This is a genomic window from Micropruina sp., assembly GCF_047602385.1.
Taxonomy (GTDB): Bacteria; Actinomycetota; Actinomycetes; order Propionibacteriales; family Propionibacteriaceae; genus Micropruina.
Window position 1 is genome coordinate 206,537 of sequence record NZ_JASGHL010000002.1, and the last position, 20,115, is coordinate 226,651.

The 20,115-nt window shown below is 70.7% G+C and carries 22 protein-coding genes; 15 read left to right on the plus strand and 7 right to left on the minus strand.

The window, feature by feature from the left end; translation table 11 throughout:
• Window positions 1-6: 6 nt before the first annotated feature.
• Window positions 7-2,043, minus strand: coding sequence for a thioredoxin domain-containing protein (locus QM711_RS05770; RefSeq protein ID WP_415097210.1), 2,037 nt, complete (start codon window positions 2,041-2,043; stop codon window positions 7-9).
• 422 nt (window positions 2,044-2,465) lie between these two features.
• Between QM711_RS05770 and QM711_RS05775 the strand changes: the two genes are divergently transcribed.
• Both QM711_RS05775 and QM711_RS05780 read left to right on the plus strand, forming a co-directional pair.
• Window positions 2,466-2,777 carry an ArsR/SmtB family transcription factor gene (locus tag QM711_RS05775; RefSeq protein WP_415097212.1) on the plus strand — a complete coding sequence of 104 codons (312 nt, stop codon included), beginning with the start codon at window positions 2,466-2,468 and terminating at the stop codon, window positions 2,775-2,777.
• Window positions 2,774-3,526: an SRPBCC domain-containing protein gene (locus QM711_RS05780; RefSeq protein WP_415097214.1), complete on the plus strand. Its 753-nt coding sequence runs from the start codon at window positions 2,774-2,776 to the stop codon at window positions 3,524-3,526. Before QM711_RS05775 ends, QM711_RS05780 begins: the two co-directional genes overlap by 4 nt.
• A 103-nt stretch (window positions 3,527-3,629) precedes the next feature.
• Here the strand turns inward: QM711_RS05780 and QM711_RS05785 are convergent, their stop codons facing one another.
• Entirely contained in the window at window positions 3,630-3,797 is a 168-nt protein-coding gene (locus QM711_RS05785; protein ID WP_415097216.1) for a hypothetical protein, read from the minus strand.
• Entirely contained in the window at window positions 3,779-4,714 is a 936-nt protein-coding gene (gene mca, locus QM711_RS05790) for a mycothiol conjugate amidase Mca (protein ID WP_415097218.1), read from the minus strand. Before mca ends, QM711_RS05785 begins: the two co-directional genes overlap by 19 nt.
• A gap of 71 nt (window positions 4,715-4,785) precedes the next feature.
• Here mca and QM711_RS05795 point away from each other — a divergent pair, with 71 nt between their 5' ends.
• Both QM711_RS05795 and greA read left to right on the plus strand, forming a co-directional pair.
• Entirely contained in the window at window positions 4,786-5,187 is a 402-nt protein-coding gene (locus QM711_RS05795; RefSeq protein WP_415097220.1) for a DUF4307 domain-containing protein, read from the plus strand.
• A 197-nt stretch (window positions 5,188-5,384) separates the two neighbouring features.
• On the plus strand, window positions 5,385-5,897 hold the full coding sequence (gene greA, locus QM711_RS05800; RefSeq protein WP_415097222.1) for a transcription elongation factor GreA: 513 nt from the start codon (window positions 5,385-5,387) through the stop codon (window positions 5,895-5,897).
• Window positions 5,898-6,028: 131 nt separating this feature from the next.
• Here the strand turns inward: greA and QM711_RS05805 are convergent, their stop codons facing one another.
• The 3 genes from QM711_RS05805 to QM711_RS05815 are packed head-to-tail and all read right to left on the minus strand — an operon-like array spanning window position 6,029 to window position 8,563.
• Window positions 6,029-6,463: a DUF2089 domain-containing protein gene (locus QM711_RS05805; RefSeq protein ID WP_415097224.1), complete on the minus strand. Its 435-nt coding sequence runs from the start codon at window positions 6,461-6,463 to the stop codon at window positions 6,029-6,031.
• Window positions 6,460-7,350 carry a hypothetical protein gene (locus QM711_RS05810; RefSeq protein WP_415097226.1) on the minus strand — a complete coding sequence of 297 codons (891 nt, stop codon included), beginning with the start codon at window positions 7,348-7,350 and terminating at the stop codon, window positions 6,460-6,462. The genes QM711_RS05805 and QM711_RS05810 overlap by 4 nt, the downstream gene beginning before the upstream one ends.
• Window positions 7,351-7,396: 46 nt before the next feature.
• Window positions 7,397-8,563, minus strand: a complete 1,167-nt coding sequence (locus tag QM711_RS05815) for an AI-2E family transporter (protein ID WP_415097231.1) — start codon at window positions 8,561-8,563, stop codon at window positions 7,397-7,399.
• Between the two features lie 180 nt (window positions 8,564-8,743).
• On the opposite strand from QM711_RS05815, the gene QM711_RS05820 reads away from it, so the two are divergent.
• From QM711_RS05820 to QM711_RS05870, 11 genes are all read left to right on the plus strand, one after another.
• Entirely contained in the window at window positions 8,744-10,267 is a 1,524-nt protein-coding gene (locus QM711_RS05820; protein ID WP_415097233.1) for a molybdopterin-dependent oxidoreductase, read from the plus strand.
• A 326-nt stretch (window positions 10,268-10,593) separates the two neighbouring features.
• Window positions 10,594-11,229, plus strand: a complete 636-nt coding sequence (locus QM711_RS05825) for a fasciclin domain-containing protein (protein ID WP_415097235.1) — start codon at window positions 10,594-10,596, stop codon at window positions 11,227-11,229.
• A 123-nt stretch (window positions 11,230-11,352) separates the two neighbouring features.
• Window positions 11,353-11,916 (plus strand): ECF RNA polymerase sigma factor SigK, encoded by a 564-nt coding sequence (gene sigK, locus QM711_RS05830; RefSeq protein WP_415097237.1) that lies wholly within the window; start codon window positions 11,353-11,355, stop codon window positions 11,914-11,916.
• Window positions 11,917-11,918: 2 nt separating this feature from the next.
• Window positions 11,919-12,728, plus strand: coding sequence for an anti-sigma factor domain-containing protein (locus QM711_RS05835; RefSeq protein WP_415097239.1), 810 nt, complete (start codon window positions 11,919-11,921; stop codon window positions 12,726-12,728).
• 105 nt (window positions 12,729-12,833) lie between these two features.
• Entirely contained in the window at window positions 12,834-14,036 is a 1,203-nt protein-coding gene (locus tag QM711_RS05840; protein WP_415097241.1) for an MFS transporter, read from the plus strand.
• Window positions 14,014-14,700, plus strand: coding sequence for a uracil-DNA glycosylase (locus QM711_RS05845; RefSeq protein WP_415097243.1), 687 nt, complete (start codon window positions 14,014-14,016; stop codon window positions 14,698-14,700). The genes QM711_RS05840 and QM711_RS05845 overlap by 23 nt, the downstream gene beginning before the upstream one ends.
• A 360-nt stretch (window positions 14,701-15,060) precedes the next feature.
• Window positions 15,061-16,554, plus strand: coding sequence for a D-alanyl-D-alanine carboxypeptidase/D-alanyl-D-alanine-endopeptidase (gene dacB / locus QM711_RS05850; protein ID WP_415097245.1), 1,494 nt, complete (start codon window positions 15,061-15,063; stop codon window positions 16,552-16,554).
• Window positions 16,555-16,646: 92 nt separating this feature from the next.
• Complete coding sequence (gene msrA / locus QM711_RS05855; protein ID WP_415097247.1) at window positions 16,647-17,294, plus strand: peptide-methionine (S)-S-oxide reductase MsrA; 648 nt, start codon at window positions 16,647-16,649, stop codon at window positions 17,292-17,294.
• 37 nt (window positions 17,295-17,331) lie between these two features.
• Window positions 17,332-17,727 carry a pilus assembly protein CpaE gene (locus QM711_RS05860; RefSeq protein WP_415097249.1) on the plus strand — a complete coding sequence of 132 codons (396 nt, stop codon included), beginning with the start codon at window positions 17,332-17,334 and terminating at the stop codon, window positions 17,725-17,727.
• Window positions 17,724-18,446 (plus strand): hypothetical protein, encoded by a 723-nt coding sequence (locus QM711_RS05865; protein WP_415097251.1) that lies wholly within the window; start codon window positions 17,724-17,726, stop codon window positions 18,444-18,446. Before QM711_RS05860 ends, QM711_RS05865 begins: the two co-directional genes overlap by 4 nt.
• Before the next feature lie 39 nt (window positions 18,447-18,485).
• Window positions 18,486-18,920 carry a CoA-binding protein gene (locus QM711_RS05870; RefSeq protein ID WP_415097253.1) on the plus strand — a complete coding sequence of 145 codons (435 nt, stop codon included), beginning with the start codon at window positions 18,486-18,488 and terminating at the stop codon, window positions 18,918-18,920.
• Window positions 18,921-19,051: 131 nt separating this feature from the next.
• Here the strand turns inward: QM711_RS05870 and QM711_RS05875 are convergent, their stop codons facing one another.
• Window positions 19,052-20,113: a glycosyltransferase family 2 protein gene (locus QM711_RS05875; RefSeq protein ID WP_415097255.1), complete on the minus strand. Its 1,062-nt coding sequence runs from the start codon at window positions 20,111-20,113 to the stop codon at window positions 19,052-19,054.
• Between the last annotated feature and the right edge of the window lie 2 nt (window positions 20,114-20,115).

A 20,115-nucleotide genomic window follows, 5' to 3' on the forward strand; every position in this document is an offset into this window, starting at 1 on the left:
GCAGACCTATCCCCGTTGCCAGAGTGCTTTTCGTAAACTCTTGACCGCTGTCGCCGGCGTGAAGCACACCGTTCCCCGGCAGACGTAGGCGGTCGGCTCGCCGCCCTGAGCCGTCCGGTCGTCGAAGTGATGGGCGAAGCCGGACGTCCCGGCCGGGCCGGCGACCAGCGCGGTGCCGGCCGGCGCCATCCGCGCAGCGGCCTGAGTGAGTTCGGCGAGCCGGCTCCGCTCGGGGGTGACGATGACGGCGACCGCCGGGGCCAGCCGCTTGTCGGCCTGGTCGGCGATCAGCACGTCGGCGAGCGCCCAGCCGGCGAATCGGGGCGCCGCCTCGACCACACCGTGCAGGGTGGCTGCCGCGGCGTCCGCCCGCTCGATCAACTCCGGCCGGTCGGCAAGCAGCCCGACCAGCCGGAGCGCGGCCACCAGGCACGCCGTGCCTGAGGGGGTCGGATTGTCGGAGGTGTCCCGGGCCCGGGCGAACGGCTGGACGCCGCGTCCGGTCGCAGGGGCGTCGTAGAATCCGCCGTCCTCGGCGGCGAACCGCTCCAGGGCAGCCTCCAGCAGAGTCACCGCGCGGTCGAGCCAGATCGATTCGCCGATCGCCCCGGCCAGGCGGGCATAGCCCAGCGCGAGCGCACCGTAGTCCTCGGCCATCCCGTCGGCGTCGCCGGCCACGTCGTCCAGGCTGGTCCGGCGCAACTCGCCGTCGACCACCTGTCGCCAGGACGCCAGCGCGGCCCGCTCGGCCAGATCCAGCCAGTCCGGCTCGCCGAACACCACGGCGGCGCTGACCAGGGAATCGATGGCGAAGCCGTTCCAGGCCGCGACCAGCTTGTCGTCGCGGGCCGGCGCGAACCGTCCGGACCGCACCTCACGCAGCCGGTCGAGGACGCCGTCCAGCCGCTGCCAGTCGGGCGTCCCGCGCAGCTGCAGGGTGGAAAGGCCGTGCTCGAAGGTGCCCTGCTGGGTCACGTGGAACACCCCGCCGGCCCAGTCGGCGTCCGCCTCGCCGAGGGCATCGGTGAGCAGTTCGGGCGACCAGGCGTAGTAGATGCCCTCGTGCACCATGCCGCGGATGTCGCACGAGTCGGCGTCCAGGCTGGCCGCGAAGCCGCCGCCGGCCAGTTGCAGGTCGTCGGCCAGGAAGGCGACGATGCCGCGGACGGCGCGCTCGAAGAGCAGCCGCAGTCCCTGGTCGTGGTCGGCCGTGCGGCACCAGGCGCGGGCGTAGCTGCCGAGCAACAGGGCGTTGTCGTAGAGCATCTTCTCGAAATGCGGCACCACCCAGCCGGCGTCGACGCTGTAGCGGTGGAATCCGCCCCCGACCTGGTCGTGGATGCCGCCGCGCAGCATCGCCTCCAGGCCGCGCTGGGCGAGATCGAGAGACGCCGGCTCGCCGGTGACCAACAGGGCGTCGATCAGCCCCGGTGCCGGGAACTTCGGGGCGCGTCCGAAGCCGCCGTGCACCGGGTCGAAGTCGTCGGCGACCTTCTGCAGCACCACCGGAATGTCGATGCCGACCGGTGCCGGCATCGCGGCGAACTCGCCGCCGAGGTGGGCGACGATGCTGTCCGCACTGGTCAGCACCTCGTCGCGGCGGGACGTCCAGGCGTCCGCCAGCGCGGTGATCAGCTGGGTGAAGGACGGCATTCCACCGGCCGGACGGGGCGGGTAGTAGGTGCCGGCGAAGAACGGCCTGCCGTCCGGGGTGAGGAAGACCGTCATCGGCCAGCCACCCTGGCCGGTGAGCGCCTGGGTGGCCTTCATGTGGACGGCGTCGACGTCCGGACGTTCCTCGCGGTCGACCTTGATGGCGACGAAATCGGCGTTCACCAGGGCCGCGACCTCGGCGTCCTCGAAGGTCTCATGGGCCATCACATGGCACCAGTGGCACGCTGCGTAACCGACGCTCAGCAGGATCGGGACGTCGCGGCGCCGGGCTTCGGCGAATGCCTCCGGCGTCCAGGGCCACCAGTCGATCGGGTTGTTCGCATGCTGCCGCAGGTAGGGACTCGTGGCACTGGCGAGTCGGTTGGCCATGGCGATGAACTCCTGACGGCTGGGACGTGGCACTGCTGCTTCGCGATCCGAAGCACTCTCCGCAGGGCTGCAGATGGACCGGTCCCCAGCCTAGGCGGCACGGCGCTCATCAGCTGACGATCACACTGCACCGCGGGGCTCATCACGGAACAGCCGATCAGTGCTGTTCGGAGCGAGGAGGTGCCCCGGCGAGCCGGGTGCGACGCGGTTGGGAGCCGATCAGCTCCTTCGACACATCTGAAGGACGTGTACAGATTCTGCGGAAAACCTAACACGTTCGTCGAACATGTCAGGTTCTTGAACAGGTCCAGGCCGCAGCAGCCAACGGCTCGCGGGTTTGTCCCTCCCTACCCGATCGGAACCTCCATGCCTGTGTCGGACCTAGCCAGAGCTCTCCCGTTGCCGTAGAGTAACCGTTGCCCATGAGTAACCAAGCACACGATGCGCTCGACGCACTCGGCGATCCGACCCGCAGGCAGATCGTCGAGGTGCTCCGCGGTGGTCCGCGCGCCGTCGGCGCGCTCGCCGAGGCGCTGCCGGTGGGCCGTCCGGCGGTGAGCAAGCATCTGAAGGTGCTCGAAGGCGCCGGGCTCGTCGAGCATCGCCCGATCGGCACCCGCAACCTCTATGCGCTCGCTCCCGACGGCTTGGACGTCGTTCAGCGCTGGCTGGTCGCCCAGTGGGACACCACCCTGGCGGCCTTCGCCGACCATGTGGAAAGGACCCAACAGTGACCCTCCCGCCGCTTCGTCGCCAGGTGCTGGTCGGCTGCGATCAATCCACCGCCTACCGACTGTTCCTTGCCGAGATCGGCTCCTGGTGGCCGCTGGCCACGCACGGCTGCTTCGGCACCGGCGGCAGCCTCGTCTTCGATGGCGAACGGATCGTCGAGACCGGCCCGGACGGCGACGTGGCCGTCTGGGGAACCGTCGTCGCCCGCGACGAGCCACACGCCATCACCTTCACCTGGCACCCGGGACGCACGGCTGAGGCCGCAACCCAGGTCACGGTGACGTTCACCCCGACCGGCGATCCCGCCAGCACGCTGGTCACGTTGCAGCACAGCGGCTGGGAGATCCATGCCGATCCGGACGCGGCGCGCGGCGAATACGCCGGCGGCTGGGTCACCGTGCTCGAGCGTTACGCAGACGGCAGGCCGGCGTCCGGCGCCGGCGAGGTCGACCTCTGGCTGATCCTGGAACACCGCCCCGGTCCCGCCGCGCCGGCCGCAGGCGTCTTCTCCTCGCCCGACTTCGGCAGGCATCTGGAGTTCCTCGGCACCCTGCATGAGCAGGGCCTACTGGTTGCCGGCGGACCACTGCCCGACTCTCCCGGCGCCGGCATGACGATTGTCAGAGCCGCCTCAGCGGACGCCGCCCGCCGCGTGGTCCGGGCGGCCCAGGTCGAGGACGGCAGCGTCGCCGCCGGTCTGCTCGACGTCCGGATTCGGCCGTGGCGGGTCGCGATGACCGGCGACGATTAGGGAAGCGCTGACTGTCGTCGGTCGAGCTTGTCGAAACCGCCCGACCGTCGAGCTCGTCGAACCCGGGTCCCGACAAGCTCAACCAAACGATGACCGGCGGTAGCTACTGCTCGGCGGGGCTCTGCGGCGAAGCGCCGCCACCACGTCGCGGTACCCGGATCTTGCCGATCTCGTGCCGCATGCTGCGGTACAGCAGGAACATCACCGCGCCGAGGATGAAGATCATCAGCAGGGGGAACCAGCTGGCGTCCGCTAGATCGAGTAGGACCATGTGTCGAGCGTAATCGGTTCCCGGGTGTCGATGCCCGCGAACAGGTCGTCCTCGGGCAGTGTCACCGGCACCATCGACTTGACCAGCTGGAAGTCCTCGGTCGGCCAGCCGGCCTGCTGGATGGCCAGCGGGACGGCGAACCACGGCCCGTCCGGATCAATCTGGCTGGCGTGCGCCCGGAGGGCGTGATCGCGCAGCGCGAAGTAGTCGGCGCACGGCACGAAGGTGGTCAGCCGATCCTCGACCTCGTCCCGCTCCCAGTTCTTGAGCCATTCGGTGTACGGGCTCTCCAAGCCGTGGGCGTGCATCAGCTCGTCGAGCTTGGCCATCCGGGTGCGATGGAAGGACATGTGGTAGTAGACCTTGAGCACCTGCCAGGCCGGCCCGTGCTCGGGCCAGGCCTCGGGGTCGGCCGCCGCCTCGACCGCGGCCATCGAGATCTTGTGGCACATGATGTGGTCGGGGTGCGGGTAGCCGCCGTTCTCGTCGTAGGTGGTCAGCACCTGCGGACGGAACTCGCGGATCACCTTCACCAAGGCACCCGCGGCGACATCGGCGTCCTGTAGGCCGAAGCAGCCCTCGGGCAGCGGCGGCAGCGGATCACCCTCGGGAAGCCCGGAGTCGACGTAGCCGAGCCAGGTCTGCTCAATGCCGAGGATGGTCTTGGCCCGGGCCATCTCCGCGGTGCGCAGCGCCGACATCTGCGCCCAGTTCTCGGGGGTGTCCATCTTCGGGTTGAGGATCGACCCGCGCTCGCCGCCGGTGCAGGTGGCGACCAGCACCTTGACGCCCTGCGCCACGTACATGGCGGTGGTGGCGGCTCCCTTGGACGACTCGTCGTCGGGATGGGCGTGGACGTGCAGCAGCCGCAAGGGCTCGCCGGACGCGTCCACGCGGATCGTACTGGTGCTGGGCATGGCCGCCATTGTGCCGAGGGGCACCGACACCGGCGGCACGGATCCACTCGGCGGACGGGCAGAATGTCGGGGTGAGCAGCAGCACAGCCGACCGCGAACGGATCCGTCGGCGCTACCCGCCGAAGCGGATGTCACCGGTGGTGATCACGGTCGTCGGCGTGGTCATCGTGGCTTTGGTCGGCTACGTGATCTGGGTGGCGGCGCATCGCGCCAACCCGCCGGTGACCGCCCGGATCGACACCTTCGCCGTCGTCTCCGACACCGAGATGCAAGCCACCCTGGTCGTCGACCGGCCCGATCCCGCGATCGCCGTGAAGTGCTTCCTGATCGTCCAGGCGGTCAGCTACGAGCGGGTCGGGGAGCGCTGGATCGACGTCCCGTCCGACACCGAGCAGCTGACCCGGGTGCCGGTGAGCCTGCGCACGTTCAAGCGCGGGACGTCCATCTCGGTGGACAGCTGCGGTCCGGCCTGAGCCTGCGATCCACCACTGGCCGGTGGCCGCGGCACGAATGTCGTGGTTGAGCTGCGCCACGGATGGGGGCGGCGACGTCGAGCACGGGATGGGGGCGGCGATGTCGAGATCGCCGTCCCGCCGGGGGGAGGTCAGCTGACGCACCCCTGCCTGCGGGACCTCCGAGCCGCCGTCCGGGAAGTTGCTAAGCTCGCTCGATGGCTGACGAGCAGGTTGACACCATCTGGCTGACCCAGGAGGCGTTCGACGCCGCAAGCGCGGAACTGGAACACCTCAAGGGTCCCGGACGCGCGGCGGTGACCGCCAAGATCGCCCGTGCCCGCGACGAGGGGGATCTGAGCGAGAACGCCGGCTACCACGCGGCCCGCGAAGAACAGGGCCAGCAGGAGCTGCGGATCCGGCAGCTGGAATCGATGCTGCGGCACGCGCAGGTGGGCGAAGCGCCGGCCGGCGACACCGACCAGGTGTCCCCCGGCTGCCGGGTGACCATCGCCTACGACGACGACCCGGACGACACCGACACCTTCCTGCTCGGCTCACGCGAGCTGATGGCCCTGGACGACTCCACCGACATCGAGGTGTTCTCGCCGCAGTCCCCGCTGGGCTCGGCGATCGTCGGCAAGAAAGTCGGCGAGACCGCCAGCTATACCGCGCCCAACGGCAAGCCGATCGAGGTCACCATCCTCGACGTGGAGCCCTACAAGGCCTGAGTCACCACCGGGAGGACTGTCCCTCGTCGTTCGATATTCGAACGTGAAGAACCGTCCCCGAAGCGTCGAGACTCGCAAGTCGGGGACGGTTCTTCAGGTTCGAAAAGCGCAGCTCGGGGGACGGTTCTCGGTCAGGACAGCCGGGCCAGCAGGGCTGCGGCCCGGTCGGGCGCCAGGGTGCCGGCGGCGACCTGGGCGAGCACCTGCTCCCGGGTTCCGGACGACCCAGCGCCGGCCGGCCCAGCGCCGGATGACCCCACACCGGACGACCCGGACTCCGCCGGGGCGTCCGCTTCGCCGGCGAGGCCCAGCTTGGCCAGGAGGTCGGTGAACCGGGCCCGCGCAGTCGGGTAGGACACCCCAAGATGCTTCTCGACCTCGCGCAGGTTGCCGCGGGAGCTGAGGAACACGGTCAGCAGTTCCAGCTCCTTGGCGTCCAGCGCGCAGAACGCGCACCGGGCGAAGTGGCCGGACAGTTCGCTGCCGCAACCGGGGCAGCCGAGCCGGCTGGTCACCAACTCGTCGCCGCACACCGGACAGTCGGTCGGCGGACGCAGCCCGCTCACCGCAGGTCGGCCTTGATCGTGGCCCAGCCCATCACGACACCCACATCGAGCCGGGCGGCTCCGTTGCCGAGCACCACCTCGTCGACGTTGTCGTTATCGGCGCCGGCCCAGCTCACCTTGCCGAGTTGGACGTCCGTGCGCACCGTCACGTTCGACCGCTCGCCCAGTTCGATCACCAGCGACCCGGACTCGCAGCGGATCCGGGACCGTCCGGTCGCAAGGTCGCCGCGGATGGTCGCCGAGCCGGCCTGGACCAGCAGGTCGTTCGCCTCGGCCACCCGCTCCAGGGTGGCGCCGCCGGCGGTGACCCGCACCTTGCCCAGGAACGGGACGCCCTCGGTGGTCAGCATGCCGGCGGTCACCTCGGCGTCCACCGCGATGGTCGGGTTGACCCGGACCAGCAGTTCCTTGCCGAGACCCAGCGCGCGCAGGTCGTCGAAACTGCGCGGCGGCCGCAGGATGAAGCCGTCCAGGCTCGGCCCCTGGTCGCCGTCGCTGGTCACCTCGAGCACCGATCCGCTGCGCCGCAGCACGTGCGGCCCGTCGACGGACGCGGTGGCGACGCTGCCGTCCGCGACGATCCGGACGCGGCGGGCGACGGCGCGGACGCTGATCCGGTCCACCCCCTTGGCCCCGGACGCCCGGCGCGGGCTGGGCGGGACGTCGGCGTCGACGAACGGCGGCTGGCTGAACACGCCCGCCGAGTGCTGCGGGCCGTCGGCGGCCACCTCGTCGGCGACCTCGGCGTCCGAAGGTTCGGCGGCGGAGGGCTCGGCGGACGCCGCTGCCGCCTTGAGGGCGTCGATCCGGCGGGCGGCCTCGGACGCGTCGATCCGTCCGGCGGCGAGTTCTTCGAGGATCTCGGTGAGATCAGGTTCTGTTGCCATGCAGCAAATGTAAACCGCTCTTTCTAGATTGGAAAGAGCGAAGCACTCAGTGTTTCTCCTTGCTTTCGTCCTCAGCCACCGGGATGCCCCGCAGGTGGCGGATGAACGCCACTCCGAAGGCCATCACCGGAATCACCACCAGCGCCCCGACGATCCCGCCCACGGTCGCACCGACGGCGATGCCGATCAGCACCGCGAGCGGGTGCAGGGACGCCGCCCGACCCAGCAACAACGGCTGCAACAGGTGCGACTCCAGCCACATCACCGCGATGGTGCCGCCCAGCATGATCAACGCCGCCACCCAGCCGTGGGTGATCAGCGCCAGCGAGGTGGCAACCGTGCCGGCGATCACCGCACCGACCACCGGCACGAAGCAGACGATGAAGGTGAGGGCGAACAGCGCCAACGCCATCGGCACGCCCAGCACCGCGGCGATGATCGTGACGCCCGCAGCGTCCACCGCCGAGACGATCACCTGGGCCCGCATGTAGCTGACCAGTGACGCCCAGCCACGCTCGGCAGCGGCGTGCGTCTGGTCTCGGTAGCGCGCCGGCAGAATGCCGACGAAGCCCTTCCACAGCTGCTGGCCCTCGGCGAGGAAGAAGAAGGTGGCGATCATCGCGATCGCGATACCGGCGAAGAAGTGCCCGACCGAGGCGCCGACCCTCCCCGCGAAGCCGGCCAGCACGGCACGGGAGTCGGAGATCCAGGTGGTCAGCGAGCCCATCCACTGGTCGATCTGGGCCTGGTCGATGTACCAGGGGTCGCCCGCCAGCCACTGCATGAAGGTGTGGAACCCCGCCACGGTCTGATCGACCAGCGCCGGCGCCTGCCGGGCCGCGGTCGCGCCGATTCCCCAGCCGATGGCCACCACGACCAGCACCATCACCAACAGGCCGCCGGCCGCGGCCAGCAGCGGCGGCCAGTTCCACCGCTTGAGGCGATGCGCCAAGGGGGCCAGCAGGGCGGTGAGCAGGAAGGCGATGCCCAGCGGCACGGTGACACCGGAGAACTCCGACAGCAGCCAGCCGACCCCCCAGATCACGGCGGCGAAGAGCAGCGCCCGCCACGCCCAGCCGGCCGCCGTCCGGACGCCTTGGGGAATCGGGTCCTCGGCCGGCTCGGCGGACTCGAGCACCACCACCGAGGGCTCCGGTCGGACCGCCAGACCGTTCGGGCGTCGACGGGATCGGCGAAACAGGCTGAAGGCCACGCGCTCATCCTTTCCAGGGGTGTTGGCGACCACCCTACGACCGGACGGCGACACTACCGGCCAGTCCCGCGCGGTGCAGGCCGATCGCAGCCGGCTCGGACGCCGGGTAACTACGCTCGACTCACACCAATCCGGTGAGGCGTCCGCACCGAACCAGGGGGTGGACGAAGGAGGCGCGCCATGCCCACCGACAGCACCACCCGCCCCTGGCTGCGGGCCGGCACCGCGGGGCTGATGGCCGTGCTCAGCGGCCTCGCCGCCGGCCACCTGGTCGCCGGGCTGATCGCGCCGGACGCCTCCCCCGCTCTCGCGGTCGGCAGCCGGCTGATCGACCTGACGCCGACCCCGGTCAAGGAATGGGCGGTGGCCACCCTCGGCACCTGGGACAAGCCGGTGCTGATCGGCGGGGTGGTGGCGATCACCCTGGCGCTGGGAGCGGCGGTCGGGATCCTGGCGCGGCGGTTCGGCTGGATCGGTTGGGCCGGCCCCACTGTGCTCACCGTGGTCGCGGCGGTCGCGGCGATCGGTTCGCCGTCGGCCGGTCAGTTCGCGGCGGTGCCGGCATTTGTCACCGGCGCCGTCGGCATCCTGGTGCTGCGCTGGCTGCTGCGGGCGGCGGGAAGACCGGCCGAGGAGACCGGGGCAGTCCATGCGCTGCCTCGGCGGGCCTTCCTGACCGGGACGGCGGTGACCGGCGCCGGCAGCGTGATCGCCCTGCTCGGCGGCCAGTTCCTCAGCACCGGTCGGCGGGTGCCCACCAGCGTCACCCTGCCTCCGCCCGTCCAGCCGCTGGCTCCGCTGCCGTCCGGCCTGGAGGTGCCCGAGATCGCGCCCTGGGTCACCCCGAACGCCGACTTCTACCGGGTCGACATCAGCCTGATCGTGCCCGGCGTCGACGTGGACGGCTGGAAGCTGAGCATCGACGGCATGGTCGACCGCCCGTTCAGCATCGGCTGGGACGAACTGCTCACAATGCCGATGATCGAGAAGGACATCACCCTGAACTGCGTGAGCAATGAGGTCGGCGGCCCCTACATCGGCGGCGCCCGCTGGCTGGGCGTCCGGGTGAAGGACCTGCTGGCCCGCGCCGGCGTCCAGCCGGGGGCAGATCAGGTGCTCAGCCGGTCGGTGGACGGCTTCACCGTCAGCACCCCGGTCCAGGCGCTGACCGACGACCGGGACGCCCTGATCGCGATCGGGATGAACGGCAAGCCGCTGCCCGCCGAGCACGGCTTCCCGGCCCGGATGATCACCCCCGGTCTCTACGGCTACGTCGGCGCCACCAAGTGGGTGACCCAGCTCACCCTGACCACCTACGCCCGCGACCAGGCCTACTGGACGCAGCGGGGCTGGGCCGAGCGTGGCCCGGTCAAGCCGTCCAGCCGGATCGACACGCCGCGTTCGTTCGCCCGGCCTAAGGCCGGCCAGGTGATGATCGCCGGCGAGGCCTGGGCGCAGCGGATCGGGGTGACCAAGGTGCAGGTCCGGGTGGACGGCGGCCCCTGGCAGGACGCCGAGACCGGCCCGGACGCCGGCATCGACTACTGGCGGCAGTGGAAGTACACCTGGAAAGCAACCTCCGGTCAGCACACCCTGGAGTCGCGGGTGATCGACAACACCCGGACCAGCCAGACCGAGGTGCGGGCGGCACCGTTCCCGGACGGCTCGTCCGGTCTGCACAGCGTGGTGGTGACCGTCGACTGATCCCCCTCACCCGCGTCGGGGAGACGTTGGGTACCTGGCCGCTGGGTGATACGCGGGGACAGGACCCCGGGTTCCGGAAGCCCGCGAGGTGGTACGCGGGGACAGACCCCGCGTACCAAACCGGCCCCTGGTGGAGATGTTTCCGGCGAGCGGAACCCGCAGTCGCGGGTCACCAGCCGACTACCCGGCTGAACTGCGTTTGCGATTGTCCGGGGCAGGAACCCGAAAATTCTCGCGGATTCCACCCATCCGATCGGCTCGCTGTTCCGAACACCAGATGTCAGGCGATACACCACGCCGGAGCCCCGGCAGAAGGAGACAGAACCATGCGCACCTCAACCACCATCCTCGGCATCGGCGCGGCCCTGCTGGTCCCGCTCGCGGCCTGCAGCAGCCCCACCGCCGCTCCGATGAGTTCGGCACCGATGGCGTCCTCATCAAGCATGCCGATGAGCTCACCGGCGATGACACCGTCGATGTCCGCCCCGATGACGGCGCAGTTCGGGCCGGCCTGCGCCTCGGTGCCCAGCACCGGTGCCGGGTCGTTCGCGGGGATGGCGAAGGACCCGGTGGCCACCGCGGCCAGCAACAACCCGGCACTGTCCACCCTGGTCACCGCGGTGAAGAAGGCCGGTCTGGTCGACACGCTGAACAACGCCAAGGACATCACCGTGTTCGCGCCGACCAACGACGCCTTCGGCAAGCTGCCCAAGAAGAACCTGGACGCCGTGCTGGCGGACAAGACGATGCTCACCAAGGTGCTGACCAACCATGTCGTCGCCGGACGGCTGAGCCCCGACATGCTGGCCGGCGAGCACGAGACGTTGGCGAAGACCAAGCTCACCGTCACCGGCTCGGGTGAGAACTTCATGGTCGGGACGGCCAAGGTGGTCTGCGGCAACGTCCAGACCGCGAATGCCACGGTCTACATCATCGACAGCGTGCTGCTGCCGAAGATGTGACCCGCCTCGTGGCCTCGGCCACGACAAGAGGGGGACGGCGTGGCGTCTCAACCGGGGGTGAGACGCCACGCCCGCCCGGTCCGGGCGTTCGGGCGGTCGAGCAGTAGTGTCACGGGGGTGGAGGTGAGTCCGGTAGAGGCCACGACCGACGCGGTCGCGGACGCCGTGCTGCGCTGCGCGGCCGGCGATCACCAGGCGGTCGCCATCCTCTACGACCTCACCGCGGCCAAGGTGTACGGACTGGCCCTGCGGGTGCTGCGGAACCCCGCCCACGCCGAGGAGGTCACCCAGGAGATCTACGTCGAGGCCTGGCAGCACAGCGGTGCCTTCCGGCCGGGCCGGGGCAGCGGACTGGCCTGGCTGCTAACCATCGCGCACCGACGCGCCGTCGACCGGGTGCGATCGGCCCAGGCGGCTTCCCGCCGGGACACGGTCTACGGCTTGGAAGCGCTCGCCACCGCGCCGGTCGATCCGGCCGACCAGGCGATCGACACCCTGGCCGCCGACCGGGTGCGCGGTGCGATGCGACGGCTGACCGACCTGCAACGCCAGGCGTTGGAGCTCGCCTATTTCGAAGGCCGCACACACAGTGAGGTGGCCGCCGAACTGGACGTGCCACTGGGTACCGTCAAGACCCGGATCAGGGACGGCCTGACCCGATTGAGATCGGTACTGGGAGGTGACTGATCATGGATGAGGTGCACGACCTGATCGGCGCCTACGCGGTGGACGCCCTCGAGCCGGACGAGCAAGCGGCCTTTGAGCTGCACCTGCGCCACTGTGCGTCCTGCCAGGACGAGCTGGCCGGTTTCGGCGACGCACTGGCGGAGTTGTCGGCCGACTACCAGGTCGCTCCGCCCCCGGTCCTGCGGGCTGCGGTGCTGGACGCCGTCGCCGAGCTTCCCGCACCGACCCCCGCCGTGCCGTCCGAGGACGCCGAACCTGCCGAGGGCACCGCAGCGAACCCCGGCGAGGCCGCCCCACTGCCTCGACGCGCCATCGCGGAGCCCGGGCAGCCGGACGAGTTAGCCATCGCCCCGGTGACCGCGCTGCGGCCGACGCCGGCCGCCCGGCGGCGCTGGCAACTGCTGGTCGCCGCGGCGGTCGTGCTGATCGCCGCCCTCGGCATCTCGGTCTGGCAACCCTGGGTGCCCCGAGCGATCACCGCGGCCGACGTGCTGGCCGCGCCCGACGCCGTCCGCGCCACCAAGACGATGGACGGCGGCGCGACCGTCACCCTGGTCCGCTCCAACCAGCTGGCCAAGGCCGTCCTGGTCACCCGCAATCTGCCGCCGGCGCCCGCCGGCAAGGCCCATCAGGCGTGGCTGCTGCAGCCCGGTGGGGCGATGGTCTCGGGCGGAATGATGCCCGCCGACGCCGACGTGACCATGCTGCTCGAAGGCGACGCCCGGGACACGGTCGGAGCCGGCATCAGCGTGGAACCTCCGGGCGGTTCCGCCAAACCGAACCTGGCCGGCGCGATCGTGGTCGAACTGTAAGCAGGCCTCCCCGGTTCTCGGGCGATGGCGGCGGAGTACGAGGTACCCGGTACCCGCTACGTCGTGGGTCAAGCCTCGGCAGCAACGGAGCACTAGGTTGGGCCGGTGAAGTTCTCGCTGCGCACCCCGCTGCCCCGGACGGTGGTGATGCTGGCGGTCTCGGCCTTCTTCGTTGCGGTCGGGTTCGGAGTGATGATCCCGGTGCTGCCGATCTTCGCCTCCTCTTTCGGGGTGTCGAACTTCCTGATCGGCCTGGTGGTCTCGGCGTTCGCCGGCATGCGGCTGGCCATCAGCCCGTTCTGCCGGCGGATCTCGGACCGGATCGGCCACCGCCGCACGATCGGCATCGGGATGTGGATCGTCGGCGGTTCGTCGGCGTTGTGCGGGCTGGCCGGCAGCTATGCCGAGCTGCTGCTCTGGCGCGCGGTCGGCGGGCTCGGCTCGGCCATGTTCACCATCTCGGCCACCGCGCTGCTGCTGGCCAGCGTCGGTCCGGAACTGCGCGGCCGGGCGAGCGGTCTCTATCAGGGCGGCTTTCTGCTCGGCGGCATGGCCGGGCCGGCGATCGGCGGCCTGCTCGCCGGGGTGTCGCTGACCGCCCCGTTCTACTTCTACGCCGGCACGCTGGTGGTGGCCGGAACGATCGCCTTCACCCAGCTGCACGATCCGCCGGGGATGGCCGAGGCGGCCGCACTGGCGCCGACCCGGCCGCTCGGCGAGGTGATCGCCGACAGCCGGTTCCGGGCCGCCTGCCTGATGAGCTTCGGCCAGGGCTGGCAGAGCTTCGGCGTCCGGTCGGCACTGGTGCCGATCCTGGTGGTCGGCGCCCTCGGTGCCGAGCCGTCTTGGGCCGGCATCGCCTTCGCGATCGCCGCCGTTGCCCAGACCGCGGCGCTGCCGGCGGCCGGACGCGCCACCGACATGGTCGGACGCCGTCCGGTGATGATCGTCGGCGGACTACTGGCGGCCGCGTCCACCATCGCCACCCCGTTCGCGCCGAACCTGCAGGTGCTGATCGTGCTGCTCTGCGTCTACGGGGTCGGCTCAGCAGCCCTGGGGACGGCGCCGACCGCCGCGCTCGGCGACGCCACCAAGGGCGCCGGCAGCCAGCCGGTGGCGATCTATTCGATGGTCGGCGACCTGGGTGCGATCCTCGGTCCGCTGGCGGCCGGGGTGCTGGCCGACCATTGGGGAATGGGCGCCGCGTTCGGCGCCGGCACCGCGATCCTGCTGGCCGGCACGGTCGCGGCCGCTTTGATTCCCGCACGACTGGACAGGAGGAGCGGTGAACCCGAAACCGTTGGCTGAACTGGTCGCCCCCGATTGGGCGGATGCGCTGGAGCCGGTCGCCGCCCGGATCGCGGCGATGGGCGACTTCCTGCGCGCCGAGATCGCCGCCGGACGCGGCTACTTCCCGAGCGGACCGAACGTGCTGCGCGCGTTCAGCCGTCCGCTCGCCGGCGTCAGGGTGCTGATCGTGGGGCAGGATCCCTACCCGACCCCCGGGCACGCCGTCGGCCTGTCGTTCTCGGTCGCACCGGACGTCCGTCCGCTACCCCGCTCGCTGGCCAACATCTACACCGAGCTGACCTCCGATCTCGGCGTCCCGCCGGCCGCCCACGGTGACCTGTCGGCGTGGTTCGAGCAGGGCGTCCTGCTGCTCAACCGGGTGCTGACCGTGCGCCCCGGCGCCCCGGGATCGCACCGCGGCAAGGGTTGGGAGGAAGTGACCCAGCGGGCCATCGAGGCTCTGGTCGCCCGCGGCGGACCGCTGGTCGCGATCCTGTGGGGCCGGGATGCCCAGAACCTGCAGCCGATGCTCGGCGACATCCCGGTGATCGCCTCCCCACACCCGTCCCCCTTGTCGGCGCGCTCCGGCTTCTTCGGCTCGCGTCCGTTCAGTCGGGCCAACGCCGCCCTCACCGCCCAAGGCGCCGCCCCGATCGACTGGCAGCTCCCCGCCCTCGACTGAGTTCCGGTCCGCCGGGGACGGTTCTCTCGGTCACCTTCCGGTCCGCGGGGGACGGTTCTTTCGGTCACCTTCCGGTCCGCCGGGGACGGTTCTTTCGGTCACCTTCCGGTCCGCCGGGGACGGTTCTTTCGGTCACCTTCCGGTCCGCGGGGACGGTTCTTTCGGTCACTTCCCGGTCCGAGGTCCGCGGGCAACGACCCTCAAACCACTTTCCGGCACTGCCGGTATCTGTCCCCACCCACCACTCACCCGTCGCCCGCGGACGCGTTCCGCTCGCCAAGCGACCGCCGTCCGGACGCCTGGCGAGCCTCGTCGCGGGTGTGTCATGGTGGGCGCACCCCCACCCCCATGGAGCCCCCGATGTCTCGCACCCGCCGCGGCATGCTCGCCGCCCTGATCACCCTCTCCAGCCTGGCGCTGCTGACCCAGCCAGGCCCCGCACAGGCCGCCGCCACGCTACCGACGGCGGCCGGCGACACCGCCTTGGCCGCCAAGCTGGCCGGCGTGCTGAAGGACTCCCGCGTCACCAAGGCCACCGTGGGCGTCGTCGTCGCCGAGTCATCGTCCGGGACCGAGCTGTACACCAGGTCGTCCAGCACCGCGCTGAAGCCCGCGTCCAATATGAAGCTGCTCACGTCGGCGGCAGCCCTGGATCTGCTCGGCCCGGACGCGACCTTCAGCACCGAGGTGTTCTCGCCCGCCGGCCCGTCCGGTGCGACCGTGAGCCGGCTCTACCTGCGGGGCAACGGCGATCCAACGGTCCGCGAGTCCGACCTGCGCTCGTTGGCTGCGCAGGTCAAGGCGGCCGGTGTGCGCCGCGTCACCGGCTCGGTGATCGGCGACGGTGGGTTCTTCGACAACGACAAGTACAACAACTACTGGAACCCGCGGGACTACAACTCCTCCTACGCGGCCCAGATCTCCGGACTGACGCTGTCCCCCTCGTCGGCTCTGCGCGTCGGCACGGTCAACGTCACCTACAAGCCTGGCTCCGCGCGCGGCAAGCGGGCCGTCCTCGGCGTCGTCCCAGCTCTGGCCGGCGGCTATCTGAAGCTGGTCAACAAGACCACCACGGGCACGACGGGCAGCGGCTCGACGATCGGCGTCCGGCGCACGAACGGGACCAATACCGTCACCGTCACCGGCCGGGTGGCGCTGAAACGAGGGACGGCGACCGCGGTAGTCACCGTCAGCAATCCGGCCCGGTACGCCGCGCACGTGTTCACCCGGATGCTGGAGTCGATGGGAGTTGCGGTGGACGGCGCACCGACCACCGGCAGCCTGCCGTCGAGCCGGGTCCGGCTGGCGTCCGATACCTCGGTTCCGGTCAGCGCCATCGTCCGGATGCTGATGAAGCCGTCCAACAACGGTATGACTGAGCATCTGATCAAGACCCTCGGACGCGTCGGCGACAAGCCCGGCACCTGGGCGGCCGGCTCAGCCCGCGTGCTGAGCTGGCTACGGACGACCCAGAGCGTGCCGGGTACGGTGCGGATCGTGGACGGCTCGGGCCTCGCGCACACCAATCGGATCACGGCACGGGTACTGGTGCGAGCCTTGCAGTACGCCCGGACGCGCTCGTGGTTCGGCACCTTCTACGACGCCCTGCCGGTGGCCGGCATCTCGGACCCGGCGATTGGCGGCACCCTCACCAGTCGCATGGTCAAGACCGCCGCCCAGGGCAATCTGCGCGCCAAGACCGGCACGCTCAGCGGTGTCACCGCCCTCAGCGGCTACGTGGCCGACCGGGACGGCCGGCTCTACACGTTCTCGATGCTCGGCAGCTACCGCAGCTCCACCCCGCGTCCGGTGTTCGACAAGCTCGGCGCCACCCTGGCCGGCTGGGACGGCTGAGCGACGGGTTCGACTGGTCAACCACACCGGACCGGCCCTACCGTGGAATGCCGGCCGGTCCGGCGCGGTTGCACCTGCCAGGAGGCCACCACATGCTGTTCACCAAACCGACCATGGTCGATCCGCGCGTCGCGCTGCGGGGACGGGACACCCCCGTCCTGCGCCAACCCTTCTTCCATCGGGTCTTCGGTCACCGGATCGACCGGACGCCCGAAGGCGCCGAGGTCGCCGTCCTGGGCCTGGGCTGTTTCTGGGGTGCCGAGAAACTGTTCTGGAACACCCCGGGCGTGCTCAACACCGCCGCTGGATACGCCGCCGGCTACACCCCGAACCCGACCTATGAAGAGGCGTGCTCCGGACGCACCGGGCACGCAGAGGTGGTCCGGGTGGTCTACGACCCCAAGCGGCTGAGCTACGAGGACGTGCTGCGGATCTTCTTCGAGAACCACAACCCGACCCAGGGCTTCCGCCAGGGCAACGACCGCGGCACCCAGTACCGCTCGGTCATCGTGCCGCAGAACGACGACCAGGCACGCCGCGCGGCCGCCTTCCGGGACGCGGTGGGCCCCGGGTTCGCGGCTGCCGGATTCGGACCGGTCACCACCGAGATCACTCCGCCGTCGGGCGACTTCTTCTACGCCGAGGACTACCACCAGCAGTACCTCGACGCGAACCCGAACGGCTACTGCCCCGTCCATGCCACCGGGGTGACCTGCAACCCCGGCAGCCGGGCCGGCTGACCCTACCCGGCCTGGCGGGCCGCACTATCCTGACCGCATGATCGACGCCGAGCTCGCCACCAGGCTGCGGACCGCTGGCCTGGCCTGGCGTCCCGGCAGCGGCGACCGTTTCACCATTCCGGGCGGGGAACTCGCCGAGGACGTGTTCGTGATCGCCGAGATGGTGATCGAGATCCAGGACGTCCCGGGCGGCTCGAGCGTGGTGAAGTTCAACGGCACCACCGAGTGGGCGCTGGACTCGATCGAGCACACCCGGGTGCTCTGGCTGCCCCGCGAGGATCAACTCAGGGACGCGTTGGGCGACCGCTTCGACGCACTGACCGCGGTTCCGGGTGGCTGCGCGGTCACCCTGACCGACGGGTCGCGGCATCTGGACATCGACGCCGAACGCGCCTACGCGCGGGCCGTCCTGCACCTGCTCGACGAGCGGTGAGCGTCGTCGTCCCGCACCGCTTCCGCGGGCCGAACACGTCCGGCAACGGCGGCTACAGCGCGGGTGCCGTCGCCGCGGCGCTCGGCCTGCCGCTGGGCCCCGCGGAGGTGACGCTGACCCTGCCACCGCCGCTGGACGTCGACCTTCCCGTCCTCGCCGAAGCTGACGGCATCCGGGTCGAGTACGCCGGACGCCCGGTCGCCCTCGCCCGTCCCGGCACGCTGGCCCTCGACATCCCCGACCCGGTCGGCTTCGAGGCGGCTGCGCGGGCGTCCGACCACTGCCCGTGGCTGAGCGATCATCCCTACCCGCAGTGCTTCGTCTGCGGAACCGATCGCCCGGACGGCCTACGCATCTTTCCCGGACCGGTCCGCGGACGCCGGGTCGCCGCCGCCCCGTGGGTGCCGGACGCCTCGGTCTGCGCCGACGACGGCACCGTGCTGCCGGCCGTGGTCTGGGCGAGCGTGGACTGCCCGTCGCTGTTCGGCTACGGCTGTTTCGCCGAGTGGCCGGCCCTGATGCTGCTCGGACGGTTCACCGCGGAGGTGCACCGGCTGCCGCGACTGGGTGAGCCGTGCGTGGCCATCGGCTGGGCGCTCGGCCACGAAGGCCGCAAGTACGACACCGCAGCCGCCCTGCACACCGCGGACGGCGAACTGCTGGCCGCCAGCCGAGCCCGCTGGATCACCTTGAAGCCCGCCCCGTCCGGCTCCGACTGAGCCCATTTCCGCTGCCCACGGGACGACTAGGGTGGCCGAGTGACCACCGATGCGACGACGAAGCGACCCGCCTGGCAACGCCAACAGGTCGTCGACCACTTCCTCGACGAAGCGAAGGTATGGGCGGTGGTCGGGCTGTCCGGCGACCCGGACAAGACCGCCTACCGGATCGCCCGGCTGCTGCAGAACCGTGGCAAACGCATCGTGCCGATCCACCCGTCCGCCCCGACCGTGCTCGGTGAGCAGGGCTACCCGACGCTGGCCGACGTGCCGTTCGCGATCGATGTGGTCGACGTCTTCCGCCGCTCCGAGGCGGCCGGGCAGTTCGTCGACGAGGCGATTGCAGTCGGCGCGGGCGGCGTCTGGTTCCAGCTGGGCGTGGTCGACCACGAGGCCTTCGAGCGCGCCGAAGCAGCGGGGCTGCCGATGGTGATGGACACCTGCCCGGCGATCGAGTGGCGCGAGCGCGACTGAGACCGCCTCACCACAGGGTGAATCCGAGCGCGACTGAGACTGCCGCAACTTAGTGTGAGTCTGGGCACCGAACTCGGTGCCCAGACTCACACTATGCACGGCAGGGTCGGGGGTGGCACACCGAGACCGGCTCAGCGGCGACCCGCCAGCATCGGCTCGCGTCCGGACGCCACCGCCCGCGGCGACTCGGTAGAAGCGAAGACCAGATTGCGCTGCAGCTGATAGCTGGCAATGAACAACACCGGTTCCACCAGCAGTTTTGCCACCACCAGCGCCATCCCGAAGCCGGTCAGGGCGGCCAGCAGGCCATAGTTGGCGAGCAGCAGCACCACGACGAGCAGGTAGTAGCGGCCCAGCGCTCCACCCAGCCGGCGCCGTGACGAGAACACCACCCGCCGATTGATCGCGAAGTTGACCGCCGAACTCAGCCCCCGGGCGGCCACCACCGCGGCCAGCAGGCTCCCGGTCAGGGCGTTCACCACCAGCAGCAACACCAGGTCGACCACGAAGGCGATTAGCGAGGAGGCCGAGAAGGCCAGCAAAGGCAGGCTCACCCGGACCGAATCGGCCAGCGGCCGGAAGTGCGAGGAGGCGTTCCCGGCCAGGTAGATGGTCGAGATCGGCAGCTCCTCGATCGCCCAACCGGCGCCGCGTCCCCGCAGCAGCAGGTTGAGCTCGTACTCGAACCGTTCGCCGGGCACACCGACCAGCCATTCCAGGGCGGACGCCGGGTAGCCGCGCAGGCCGGTCTGGGTGTCGCTGACCGACACCCCGGTGGCCGCCCGGAAGGCCCAGCGAGTCAGGGTGTTGCCGACCCGGCTGCGCACCGGCACCCGGCCGCTGAAGGCCCGGACGCCGAGCACCATCGCCCCCGGCCGGACGGCGCGTCCGACCCGGAGGATGTCGCGCACCGTGTGCTGCCCGTCGGAGTCGGCGCAGACCACGTCCTGTCCCGGGTAGTGCGCGGCGATGTGGGCGAACCCGTGCTTCAGGGCGGCACCCTTGCCGCGGTTGGCGGTGAAGCCGATCACGTCCGCGCCGAGGGTGGCGGCGTCGGAGAACACCGGGGCGTAGTGCGGCCCGCTGCCGTCGTCGACGATCACCACGTCGAGTTCAGGGGCGACCGCGGCCAGTTCGCGAACCAGCTCGAGCAGCCGACGGTCCGGCTGGTAGGCGGGAATCAGCAGCACCATCG